The 12,148-nt window shown below is 60.5% G+C and carries 10 protein-coding genes; 6 read left to right on the forward strand and 4 right to left on the reverse strand.

The features are described from left to right. Window positions 1–31 precede the first annotated feature (31 nt). Together ACILSL_RS21120 and mutL are read right to left on the reverse strand one after the other, a co-directional pair. Entirely contained in the window at window positions 32–1,327 is a 1,296-nt protein-coding gene (locus ACILSL_RS21120) for a DUF1501 domain-containing protein (RefSeq protein WP_395734046.1), read from the reverse strand. Between the two features lie 86 nt (window positions 1,328–1,413). Next, window positions 1,414–3,321, reverse strand: a complete 1,908-nt coding sequence (gene mutL, locus ACILSL_RS21125; protein ID WP_395734047.1) for a DNA mismatch repair endonuclease MutL — start codon at window positions 3,319–3,321, stop codon at window positions 1,414–1,416. Between the two features lie 136 nt (window positions 3,322–3,457). Here mutL and ACILSL_RS21130 point away from each other — a divergent pair, with 136 nt between their 5' ends. The 5 genes from ACILSL_RS21130 to tgt all read left to right on the forward strand — a co-directional run bounded on the left by ACILSL_RS21130 (window position 3,458) and on the right by tgt (window position 9,974). Further along, window positions 3,458–3,790: a HesB/IscA family protein gene (locus ACILSL_RS21130; RefSeq protein ID WP_395734048.1), complete on the forward strand. Its 333-nt coding sequence runs from the start codon at window positions 3,458–3,460 to the stop codon at window positions 3,788–3,790. A gap of 139 nt (window positions 3,791–3,929) precedes the next feature. Next, window positions 3,930–4,724: a hypothetical protein gene (locus ACILSL_RS21135; RefSeq protein ID WP_395734049.1), complete on the forward strand. Its 795-nt coding sequence runs from the start codon at window positions 3,930–3,932 to the stop codon at window positions 4,722–4,724. A 418-nt stretch (window positions 4,725–5,142) separates the two neighbouring features. Beyond that, the gene (gene purN / locus ACILSL_RS21140; protein ID WP_395734050.1) at window positions 5,143–6,252 is read left to right on the forward strand and encodes a phosphoribosylglycinamide formyltransferase; all 1,110 of its coding nucleotides are present in this window, start codon (window positions 5,143–5,145) and stop codon (window positions 6,250–6,252) included. Beyond that, window positions 6,249–8,258: an ATP-dependent helicase gene (locus ACILSL_RS21145; protein ID WP_395734051.1), complete on the forward strand. Its 2,010-nt coding sequence runs from the start codon at window positions 6,249–6,251 to the stop codon at window positions 8,256–8,258. The genes purN and ACILSL_RS21145 overlap by 4 nt, the downstream gene beginning before the upstream one ends. Window positions 8,259–8,333: 75 nt before the next feature. Continuing rightward, on the forward strand, window positions 8,334–9,974 hold the full coding sequence (gene tgt, locus ACILSL_RS21150) for a tRNA guanosine(34) transglycosylase Tgt (RefSeq protein ID WP_395734052.1): 1,641 nt from the start codon (window positions 8,334–8,336) through the stop codon (window positions 9,972–9,974). Window positions 9,975–10,060: 86 nt separating this feature from the next. Here tgt and ACILSL_RS21155 read toward each other — a convergent pair whose 3' ends face one another. Continuing rightward, window positions 10,061–10,318: a DUF1232 domain-containing protein gene (locus tag ACILSL_RS21155; RefSeq protein ID WP_395734053.1), complete on the reverse strand. Its 258-nt coding sequence runs from the start codon at window positions 10,316–10,318 to the stop codon at window positions 10,061–10,063. Between the two features lie 324 nt (window positions 10,319–10,642). Here ACILSL_RS21155 and ACILSL_RS21160 point away from each other — a divergent pair, with 324 nt between their 5' ends. Beyond that, the gene (locus ACILSL_RS21160; protein ID WP_395734054.1) at window positions 10,643–10,930 is read left to right on the forward strand and encodes a hypothetical protein; all 288 of its coding nucleotides are present in this window, start codon (window positions 10,643–10,645) and stop codon (window positions 10,928–10,930) included. Window positions 10,931–10,940: 10 nt separating this feature from the next. Here the strand turns inward: ACILSL_RS21160 and glnS are convergent. After that, a partial coding sequence (gene glnS / locus ACILSL_RS21165) for a glutamine--tRNA ligase (RefSeq protein WP_395734055.1) occupies window positions 10,941–12,148 on the reverse strand: 1,208 nt, incomplete at its 5' end.

The following is a 12,148-nucleotide window of genomic DNA, read 5'->3' on the forward strand; positions in this document are numbered from 1 at the left end:
AGGGAGCTTGAACCAGCTCTCGCCCTCCCGCTCAGCCAAACAACTGCGTGATCGGCTTCCCTTTGTCCGCCACCGTGAAGGGGCGCTTGCTCGGGCTGTAGAGCACCTGATCCAGCGGAATGCCGAGGCCGTAGGCGATGGTGGCGTTGAAATCGGGAATCGTCACCGGATTCACGGCGGCTTCCAGACCGCTGTCATCCGTGGCACCATAGACCTGGCCGCCGCGAATGCCGCCGCCGGCCATGAGGCAGGAGAAGCCACGCGCGTGGTGGTCGCGGCCGTCGTTGGCATTGATCTCCGGGGTCCGGCCAAATTCGGTGGCCAGCACGACCATGGTATCTTGCAGCAGGCCGTGGGATTCCAGATCCTGCAGCAGGGTGCTGAGTGCTGAGTCGAGTTCATCGCACAATTCTGGGACGCGGGTGAAGTTGGCATTGTGGGTGTCCCAGCTTCCGAAGGAGACTTCCACGAAGCGCACCCCATGCTCCACCAGCCGGCGGGCGAGCAGGCAGCCCTGGCCGAAGCGGTCGCTGCCGTATTTGTTGCGCAGCGCTTCAGGCTCCGCGCTGAGGTCAAAGGCGGCGAGCTCCTCACTCTTCATCATCTTGAGCGCATCGTCGTACATGTCGGCATAGGCGCGCACGTTTTTGACGTTGTAGGTCTCGGCAAACTGGCGGTCGAGCTGTTTGGCGACGCTTAGGCGGCTGTTGAAGCGCTCTTCGGTGAACCACTGGTTAGTCTTCACGTTGTTGATGCCGCTTTCAGGGTCGTTGATCATCAGCGGGGCAAAGCGGCTCTCAAAGAATCCGGCGCCGGGATGGCGGCTGTCATTGCCGATCATCACGCTGCCCGGCAGGGTGGGATTGCCCCGGTCCTGAAACTTCTGCAGCCACGCACCCATGGAGGGGTGGCGGATGCTGCTGCGCATGGTGTAGCTGGTGTGCTGGTAGTAGTTGCCCTGCTCATGCGCGCCCTGCGTCGTCATCATGCTGCGGATCACGGCCAGCTTGTCCATCTGCCGGGCGATCAGCGGGATGTTTTCCGCGACGCGGATGCCATCCACGTTGGTGTTGATGACCTTGGTCAGGCCCATGATTTCCTTCTTCTCCGGCTTCGGATCAAAGGTGTCCAGGTGGCTCATGCCGCCATTCATGTAGAGATAGATGACATTGCGCGCCGTGGCGGCCTGCTTCAGCGGTGAAGCTCCCTGCCCGGGGGCGGCCAGAATGCGGGAGCCGAAGTGGGCTGCCGTGCTGACGCCAAGAAAGGTTTTGGCGGCACCGGAGACAAAAGCGCGGCGGCTGAGATCGTTGCGAAGGGGATTCATGGAAAGGACAGGGCAGGGGGATGCGCCCTTTAACGCGGGCAGGCGGCGGACTTATCACGAGAATTCGCAAACCCCTGCTGCAGCTGCTACCCCGGCGCTCTCCGCCCAAACTTCCGCTCCAGCTCGCTGGTGGAAATCTGCACCAGCGTGGGCCGGCCATGCGGACAGCAGTAGGGCATCTCGCAGGCGAAGAGGTCTTTCAGCAGCGCCTGCATCTCGGGGATGGAGAGCACGTCGTTGCTTTTCACCGAGGCGCGGCAGGCGATGGTGGCGATGGCGTCCTCGCTCAGGCGCAGGCTGGAGGATTTCGAACTCAGGCTGCTGAGCTCCTCGATCACCTGATCCAGCCAGGCGGCGGGATCGTCCGTCTTCAAAAACGAGGGCAGGGTTTCCACCTTGAAGATGTTCGGGCCGAAGGGCTCGATCTCGATGCCCAGACGGTTGAGCGAGGGCAGATTCTGCCGCAGCAAATCGGCATCTCTGGGTGTGGTTTGCAGCGTGACGGGAAGCAGCAGCCGCTGGCAGGGGACGCCGCCGGACTCGATGGCACGGCGGAATTTTTCGAAGTTCACCCGCTCATGCGCGGCGTGCTGGTCCATGAGCACGAGGCCCTCTTTGCCCTCCATAAGGACGTAGAGTTTTTGCAGCACGCCGATGATGCGGTACTCCGGCAGCTCAGCTTTGGTGGGTGCTGGCGCTTCCTCCGGCACTTCCTCTTCCTGCGTTTCTGGGGCTGCCGCTGTTTCCTGGGCCTGGGGTTGAAGGGCTGGGGTGCTGCGCGCGGCGGCTATTCTCTCCAGCACGTCTGCCACGCGGTGGGAGACGGCGGGTGCGGCTGGCTGCGGTGCAGGCGTGGACGCCGGTATGGGGGCGATGTTGCGCAGTGGTGCTGACGAAGCCGCCACCGGCATGGCAAACTGCTCCTGACGGCTGTCTGGCACCAGCGGCACTCGCGCTGCCACAGGGGGGGGGCGTGCAGCGGCATGCCCCGTGGGCAGTTTGGCGGCGTTCTCCAGAGAGTGGCTCACGCAGCGGGAGATGGCATCCCTCACGCTGTGGCCATCATGAAAGCGCACCTCTTTTTTGGCCGGATGCACGTTCACATCAAACGCATGCGGGTCCATCTGGATGAAGAGGAAGGTGACCGGATACTGCCCCTTCATCAGCGCGGTGTGGTAGCCTTCGCGCAGGCCGTAGGAGATGCTGGCGCTCTCGATCGGGCGGCCGTTCAGATACGTGGTCTGCATCTGCCTGTTGGAGCGGCTCATGCCCGGCCCGCCGATATAGCCGGAAACCGTCACGCCCTGCACGGTGGTTTCCTCCACCTTCAGCAGACGGGAGGCCAACTCATCCCCCACCAGGCCGCGAATGCGCTCCAGCATGTCGCGCGTGGCCGGCAGGTGCAGCACCAGCTCGCCATTATGCGTCAGGGTGAAGGCCGTCTGCGGATTGGCGATGGCATGCAGCCGCAGCTGCTGCTCCACGTGGGCAAACTCCGTGTTCTCCGTGCGCAGAAATTTGCGGCGCGCAGGCACATTGAAGAACAACGAGCGGGCCTCGATCACCGTGCCCGGGGCGCCACCGTGGTCGCGCACTCCTACCAGCTTGCCGCCATTCACTTCGATCTCCGTGCCCACCAGCGCGGTTTTCTCACGCGTGGCAAGCCGGAAGCGCGACACGCTGGCGATGCTGGGCAGCGCCTCGCCACGAAAGCCAAAGGTGTGGATCGCGCCGAGGTCCTCCTTGGTCCGTATCTTGCTGGTGGCATGGCGCTCCAGACACAGCATGGCGTCCTCCCGGTCCATCCCGCTTCCATCATCCACAATGCGAATCATCGCGATGCCGCCGCGCTGGGCATGCACCTCGATGTGGTGGGCTCCAGCGTCCAGGCTGTTCTCCACCAGTTCGCGCACCAAGGCGGCCGGGCGCTCCACGACCTCCCCTGCCGCCACCTGGCTGGCGAGTGCGTCTGGAAGAATGCGTATTTTTGCCATGTATTTCGATAAAGTGCGGGATGGGAGGCGTAGCCTGTACCACAACCCAGAAATGTTATCTTGGATGCCAGATGGGGATTTGCAATCTCCGTGCTTCTCGGCCATCAGACACACGCCCGCCATTGCCTGCCCTCCCATGATTTCACTCACCTCCAGCGCCGTAGAACATCTCAAATCCCTCATCGCGGAAAAGAACGCCGATGCGGGCACCGGGCTGCGCCTGCGGGTGGAAAAGGGCGGCTGCGCTGGCATGCAGTATGTCATGGGCCTAGATCAGGCCAAAACCGGCGATGAAGTGCAGTCGCAGGAGGGGGTCTCGATTATCATTGATCAGGACAGTCTCGGCTACCTGCGCGGCTGCCAGATCGATTACGTCGATTCCCTGGCGGACGCCGGCTTCAAGCTCACCAACCCCAACGCCGCCCGCAGCTGCGGCTGCGGCACTTCTTTTGAACCGCAGACTGCCTGAATCTCCACCTCTGATTCTGGTCATTATTGAAGCAATCTTGTTGCCAACTTATTCACAAAATTCCCTTTTCAAATTCAGTCGATATTGTAGAATTTGAACATTCCTGATTTATAAATACTAAAATTTTCGCAAAATTGTCATGCAAATTCGATTTTTGAGCGACGGCAATGAATACCGTTCTTACGGTGGCGGGAGCTTTTCCAAGAAGAAAGACTCCGGCGGCATTTTTTGGTGGACCATTCTCATCACGTTGCTGATGGGCTTCGCCACTTTCTGCTGGTTCTTCAGCATCATGGTCTTCGCGCACCCTGAAAAACCATTTAATTACCGCGTGCTTGCGCGTTTCGACAAGCTCGACCCGCTGCGCAAGTTCACCAACTACACCGTGCCGCAGGGCAAGTTTCTTCCTGCGCGTGACATGCTGGCCGAGTTCTATGCCTTCAACAGCGAGCAGCTTGCCGTGAAGAATGATCTCCTCAAGCGTTCCTACATTCGCAACTACAAGCAGGAGCAGCCGCTCTATGTGAAGGGCACCTTCCAGGTGATCAACGCCCGTCCGCTTACCGCCAAGGATGTCATCACCGAAGGCTGGGTGGTGCGCGCTCGTTCTGTTGACATTGAGGACGTGGACATTGAAATTGTTCTTCCTGGCAACAAGGGCAAGGCTGACCCTTATCAGGTGGGGGATTCCTTGGTCCTCGATCAGAAGAGCACCTTCGCCGCAGCGCTGCACGTGCAGAAGTTTGATCAGGAGCGCGTCTGCATCACCCTCATGCCTCTTGCCTACCAGGGCTTTGCCACCAAGGCCGGTGAGCAGTTCAAGATGGCCCCGCCCGCCAAGCTCAACATGGACGCCTACTGGCCTCTCACACGTGATCCCGGTGCCGCCGTTCTGGAAAGCACCGCTGACAAGGTCGTGTCGAAACAGGGCTGAGCCTCATCTTCATCATCTCTCAAAAGCGGAAGGCGATCCCTTCCGCTTTTTTGTTTTCGGAGGGGGCTTCCGATGACATGGGAGGATATATCGGGGTAGGTAAGAATGGAATCTGGTATGCTGGGTGCGCTCGCATGCCCGGGACAGCTGGGGCTGGCTGTCCTCAGCCAGCCGCCGTCGACGTGTCCTGCGTGGCTTTGGCGAATAAGGAAGCCCATGATCCTCGGTCAAGAAACGGCACGCTAAGTGGAAATGAGTTTTGCGAACCGCGCTCCGCTTGGAATCAAGGAAGAAAAAAGCACCGAACAAACAACGAGAATTTGACGGCCTCACCGCCGCTCTGCCCCAGCCTCACGATCCTTTGAATTTCCACCCTCTCCCACCTTGCATCCGCCACGCTTCGCGCCAATAGCAAAGCATGCCCGATGACTACACACCCGCCACCATCGCCGATGTCCGGCGGCTGCGTGACACCCTGGATCAGCAGGGGAAAAAGCTGGTCTTCACCAATGGCTGCTTCGATCTCCTGCACGCAGGCCATGTGCGCTACCTTGAGCAGGCCCGTGCGCTCGGAGACGCCATGGTGGTCGCCTTGAATTCAGATCAATCCGTGCGCCAGTTGAAGGGCCCGGATCGTCCGCTCAATCCCGAGCATGATCGTGCGGAAGTGATGTCCGCCCTGCGTGCCGTGGATGCCGTCGTCGTGTTTGATGACGAACGCGCCACCTCGCTCATCGAAGCCATCCGCCCGCATGTGTATGCCAAAGGCGGTGACTACACCGTGGAGTCGCTCAATCGTGAAGAACGCACTGCGCTTGAAGCCGCAGGCACGCAGATCTGCATCCTGCCGCTGGTGCCCGGGCGCTCCACCACGAAGACCATCAACAAGATGCAGGCGGGTGATGCTGGTGCGAAAAACAGCGGGCTGCTGCGCCTCGCCGTGCTGGGCTCCGGTGCAGGGTCCAATCTGCGAGCCATCATCGCTGCCATCACGGACAAAAAGCTGAAGGCTGAGATCGCCATCGCCCTCACCGATCAGGCAGAGTCCGGTTTTCGTGAGATCGCCCGCGCCGCCGGCGTGCCCGCGCTGTTTGTGGATGGCGGTGATAATCCGCGCCGCCTCAGTGATGCGGCGCAGAAGGAGATCTTTGAGCATCTGGAGCGCGCGCGCATTGACGTCGTCGTGCTTGCGGGATTCATGCGCATTCTCAAGGAGCCGGTGATCAGCGCGTATGCCGGCCGCATTGTGAACGTGCATCCATCGCTGTTGCCGAAGTTCAAAGGGGCCAATGCGCCGCAGCTTGCCATTGATGCAGGCGAGCTTGAAACCGGCTGCACCGTGCACCTCGTCACTGCAGAGATCGATGCCGGACGCATTCTGGCGCAGGCCAGGGTGCCGGTGAAAAACGGCGACACCGCCGAGACGCTGCATGCGCGGATCAAGGTGGAGGAACACAAGCTCCTGCCCCGGGTGCTGAATGAATGGCGTGAACTGGGTCTGCCCGTACGAGGTGAGGGTGCATCATGAGCGGCTTTACTGGAACACTCAACGCACAGCAGCGCGAGGCCGCCACCCACATTCACGGCCCCCTGCTTATTCTCGCGGGTGCAGGCACCGGCAAGACGCGCGTGCTCACCGCTCGCATCAGTTTCATGGTGAATGAAGGCATCAACCCGAAGAACATCCTTTCGGTGACCTTCACCAACAAAGCCGCCAACGAAATGCGCGAGCGTATCAAAGGCATGGTGCGCGACGGCCTCGGCAAGAAAGTCGTGGTGGGCACCTTCCATGCCTTCTGCGTGCGCCTGCTGCGCGAGTTTGCCGAGCACGTGGGCTACAAGAACAACTTCGCGATTTACAGCCAGGGCGAGCAGGAGACGCTCATCAAGCGCGTGCTGCAGACCCTGCTGGTGAAGGACGAGACGCTGGACCCCAGCATGGCGCTCTCCCGCATCAGCAAGGCCAAGAACGCTGGTGAAGGCCTGGGAGATCCGAAAGAAAGCCTCGATGCCGCCGTCATGGAAAAGTACATGGACGAGATGCGCGGGCTGAACGTCATGGACTTCGATGACCTCATCATCCTCGGCGTGCGGCTGCTGGAAGAAAACGCCCAGGTGCGTGCGACGGTGCAGAGCCGCCACCACTACGTGATGGTGGACGAATTCCAGGACACCAACTCCCTGCAGATGCGCCTGCTGCGTGCTCTGGTGCCCGCACCGTACAATGTCTGCGTGGTGGGAGATGACGACCAGTCCATCTACGGCTGGCGCGGTGCGGAGATCACCAACATCACCGAGTTCGAAAACTTCTTCCCGAATCCGCACGTGGTGAAGCTGGAGGAAAACTACCGCAGCACCACGCCCATCCTGCACACGGCGAACAGCCTCATCAAAAACAACGTGGGCCGCCGCCCCAAGTCCCTGTGGAGCCGCAACAACGGCAGCGATCTCGTGCGCCTCATTGCCAACGAGGATGACAAGGAGGAGGCGGACATGATTGCGAAGGAAGTGGAAACCGCGCACTTCGCGAACAAGCAGCCGCTGGAAGAATTCGCCGTGCTTTTCCGCACCAATGATCAGTCGCGCGTGCTGGAGCAGGCCTTCCGCCAGCGCAAGATCGCCTACCGGGTGGTGGGTGCCCGCAGCTTCTTTGACCGGCGTGAGGTGAAGGACATCGTGAGCTACCTCAGCGTGTTGCACAATCCGCACGATGACATGGCGCTGCTGCGCATCCTCAACACCCCCACGCGAGGCATCGGCAGCGCCACCGCCGAGCTCGCTCGCGAGCGCAGCATGGAGAAGCATCACAGCATCTGGGTGGCGCTGTGCGACGAGGAATTCCTGCGCCAGATCCCCGAGAAGGGGCGCAATGCCATTCGTCTTTTCACCGCGCTCATCGTCAAATACTCAGGACCGGCCAGCACCCCCGGCACCAATCTCGTGGACATGACGCAGGCCCTGATTCTTGAAATTGGCTACATGGAGCATCTCAAGAAAGCCGCCAAAGAACCGGAAGATTTTGCAGGATGGGAGAACGGCATCAATGAACTGCTCAAAAGCATGACGGCGCACGCCGAGCGCGATCGCGCCAGCGGCCTGGCCGGATTTTTGGATGAAGTCAGCCTCAATGATGAGCGTGAGGAAAAGGACGACATCGAAAAGAAGAAAGGCGTGTGCTTGATCACCATGCACGCCTCCAAGGGGCTCGAGTTTCCGGTCGTGTTTCTGCCGGGGATGGAGCAGGGGATCCTGCCGCACAAACGCAGTTTTGACGAAGGCCGTGTGGATGAAGAGCGCCGCCTCTTCTACGTGGGCATCACCCGGGCAAAGCAGAAGCTCACGCTCAGCCACACGCGCACGCGCATGAAGTGGGGCAAGAAGCAGAGCAACATGCCCAGCACCTTTCTCAAGGAGCTGGACCGCAAGTACGTGGAGGAACTCGACTACACCAAGCACATGAACGAAACCACGACGCAGGAGGAAAACACCAACTTCTTCTCCGGCTTGCGGGCCATGCTTGCGGATCCAAAGTAATCACGCTTCCCAGTGACCAGTGATGCGGGCACTCTTGCCCGCAACAAAACCGCCGCCCTCGCCCAAGCGCCCCGCATGTCGCCCTCCCGTCTCAATTTCCAGCTCGATGCCCAGGCCGGCGATTCCCGCGCCCGCGCCACCACGTTTCATACGCTGCACGGCACCATTCAGTCGCCGCTGTTCATGCCCGTGGGCACGCAGGCCACGGTGAAGGCGCAGACGCAGGAGACGCTGCACACCTCCGGCTCGCAGATCCTTCTCGCCAACACCTACCACCTCCTGCTGCGTCCAGGCCCCGATGTCTTCACCAGGCTCGGCGGCATCCACAAATTCATGAACTGGCCCGGCTCCGTGCTCACGGACTCCGGCGGTTATCAGATCTTCTCGCTCCCCCACTCGCGCTCCATGACGGAGAAGGGGGCCGTGTTTCAAAGCTACGTGGACGGCCAGCGCATCCTGCTCAGCCCGGAGCTCAGCATTCAAACCCAGCGCGCCATCGGCAGCGACATCATGATGGTGCTGGACCAGTGCATCCCATCCACGGCCGATGAAAAAACAACCCGCGCCGCCCTGCAGATCACCCAGCGCTGGGCCTTGCGCAGCCTCGCCGCGCGCGAGGACTCCCCGCAGTCCATGTTTGGCATCGTGCAGGGTGCACTCTATCCGCATCTCCGTCGCGAGAGCGCCGAGGGCCTGACGCAGATCGACTTCGACGGCTTCGCCATCGGCGGACTCGCCGTAGGGGAAGAAAAAAATGAGCGCGAAGACGTGTGCGAGCTCACCGCCGCCCTGCTCCCCGCAGACCGCCCACGCTACCTCATGGGCGTCGGCACGCCGGTGGATGTTCTGGAGGCCGTGCACCGTGGCGTGGACATGTTTGATTGCATCATCCCCACACAGGTGGCCAAGCGCGGCACCGCCTTCACCTCCCGCGGCATCGTCGAGCTCCGCCGCTCCGTGTACAAATTCAGCGAGGACCGCCTCGATCCCGCCTGCACCTGCCCGGTGTGCGCCACCCACAGCCGCGCTTATCTGCACCACCTTACCAAAACGCAGGAGCCGCTGGGCTGGACTCTCGTCGGCCAGCACAACATCCACTTCTACCACCAGCTCATGCGCGAGATTCGCCAGAGCATTCTGGAAGATCGCTTCCTCGCGCTCTACCGCGAACGCCGCGAGATTCTCCCCATCGAAGACGTCGACCATCCCGTCACGCATCCGAAGCGCACCTCCACCAAAGTGCACCATGAAGGAGACTATGAGCTGCATGGCCATCCTCCTTCCATCCTGCACACGCCTTCGCTCCGCATCATTTCCACCACCCCGCAGCTGAATCCTGCCACCGAGACCCAGCTCATCCAGCTTCTTCGCCAGCCCGCAGATTCACCGCCGCTCATCGTCTGGGACAAGCACCTCGATGCTGCCGCTACCGCCATCGCCGTCATCCTCCTCTACGAAGCCGAAGCCGCCAAAGGCCCTCTCCGCCCGCTGCATCTCATCAGCTTCAGCGAAGACCTCGCCCCCCTGCGTCTCGCGCTCCATCACAAGCGCCACTTTCCTTACCTCCGCCACGGCGCCGCAGACACCCTCATCCGCCGCGCTGCCTGGGAATCCCGCTACTGCCCCGGCCTGAAGTGGATCCTAGTGCACAGCACCACTCCCCAAGCAGACACGCCTGCGGCGGATGTGGTGGTGGAAAGTACTCACGAGCTTTAGCCTCCGTCAGGAGAGGGATCATCCTGATCCCTCAAAGCGCCGCTCTAACCCAGCACTCCGTGCTATCCAGCGCCTCGTGCGTTGCATCACTTGCTGACATCAATGTCATGCGTCTTCGGCTCAGCCTTGCCCTCCGGTCCCTTGCGCCGGAGAAAATGCCCAAGATCCACGCCGAAGTAGGCCAGGCAGTTAATAAAGAGCGCCGTCGCTGCTGCTTCATCCAGATTGCCAAAGATGGGAATGTTGTCCGGAATGAACTCCGCCACTCCGAAGCTGATGTTCAGCAGATAAAGCGCGGACAAAATACCCGAGCAGAGCACAAGGAGATCACGGATCAGTTTCATGGGGAAGGGGATGACGAATGCTGCCACAGTCTGACAGCACTTGCACCCCCACGCTAAAACATCCTTGGGCGAAAATTGGAATGGCATGGACGGCGGGACTCCTTTTGGCCTCGTGCCTCGCCCACCCGAAGGGGGGGGCTGTTGAGTTACAGCCCGGAAATTTCATGGCGTTTTTCGAGCCTTGGGACAGCGTTGATTACGACACTTGAATCCAGATTCTGGTCACCTGACATTTAGACGACAAAGCTGGCCGCTCGGCACACGGTTGGCTAAATAATTGACGCCTTTTGATCGCATCGTTCTATTTGGACTTAAAACAGCTTCATGCCTATCAACATCTATTCCCGAGAGACTCAATCGCCTGAGAAGGTTGCCTGGCTGTGTGAAGGCAATTGGCGTCTTCCTGATCAGGCTGCGGCGCTCGAAGCCTGGCTCATCGAGCATCATGCCACACTCCCGCCTGGATCCTACGTCGCGGATATCGGTTTCATGCCGCGAGAGGACGCCTTGGGTGGCGGAGCAGCTATTTCACCTGAGATGATGCGCTTGATGGCAAACCTTGGGATGTCGCTTTTTTTATCAGAGTATCCGAGTGATCGTGACGAGCCATGATGATGCAGACCTACTTCTTCACCCACCCATCCTTCAGCGTCACCGTCCGGTTAAACACCGGCGCACCGGGCTTTGAATCAATCGGATCAGCGTAGAAATAGGCGACTCGTTCAAACTGCCAGTGCGTGCCGGGAGCGGCTTCCTTCAAGCTCGGCTCCAGCTTCGCTGTCACCACCTCGCACGAAGCGGGATTCAAAAACTTCGCAAAGTCACCGTCTTCGCCCGCATCCGCATCCGGCGTTTCCACCGTGAAGAGGCGGTCATAAAGACGCACCGTCGCGTCGATGGCATGCCGCGCGCTCACCCAGTGGATGATGCCCTTGGGCTTCGTGCGCCCTTCCGGCTTCTTGCCATGGCGCGTGGCGTCGTCATATGTGCAGCGCAGTTCCACGATGTTTCCAGCGTCGTCCTTGATGACCTCCTGGCAGATGATGCAGAAGGCAAACTTCAGGCGCACCTCGCCACCGGGCTTCAGACGGTGGAAGCCCTCGGAAGGGAACTCCATGAAGTCGTCAGACTCGATGTAAAGCTCGCGGCAGAGCGGCACCTGACGCGTGCCCGCAGCCGGATCTTCAGGGTGGTTCGGCGCTTCGAAGTGCTCGACCTGATCCTCCGGGTAGTTCGTGATCACCACCTTGATCGGACGCACCACGCCATACGCGCGATGCGAAATCTTGTTCAAGTCCTCGCGAATCGAATGCTCCAGCAGGGCGATTTCCGTGAGCGAGTTGAATTTGGTCAGGCCGATCGTTTTGCAGAAGCTGCGAATCGCAGCCGCCGTGATGCCACGGCGGCGCATGCCAGAAATCGTCGGCATCCGCGGATCATCCCAGCCATTCACCAGATCTTCCTTCACCAGACGCAGCAGCTTGCGCTTGCTCATCACCGTGTAGGTGAGGTTTAGGCGTGCGAATTCGCGCTGATACGGTGCACCGGGCAGGCCATCGACATTTGCGATGAGCCACTCATACAGCGGGCGGTGGTGCTCAAACTCCAGCGTGCAGAGGCTGTGGGTGATGCTCTCCAGCGCATCGCTCAGCGGATGCGCGTAGTCATACATCGGGTAGATGCACCACGCATCGCCGGTGCGGTGGTGGTGCGCATGCAGGATGCGGTAGAGGGCCGGATCGCGCAGGTTCATGTTCGGCGATGCCATGTCGATCTTCGCCCGCAGCACTTTTTCGCCTTCCTTGAATTCGCCCTTCCGCATGCGGCGGA

The sequence above is a fragment of the Prosthecobacter sp. genome, assembly GCF_044222345.1.
GTDB lineage: Bacteria > Verrucomicrobiota > Verrucomicrobiia > Verrucomicrobiales > Verrucomicrobiaceae > Prosthecobacter.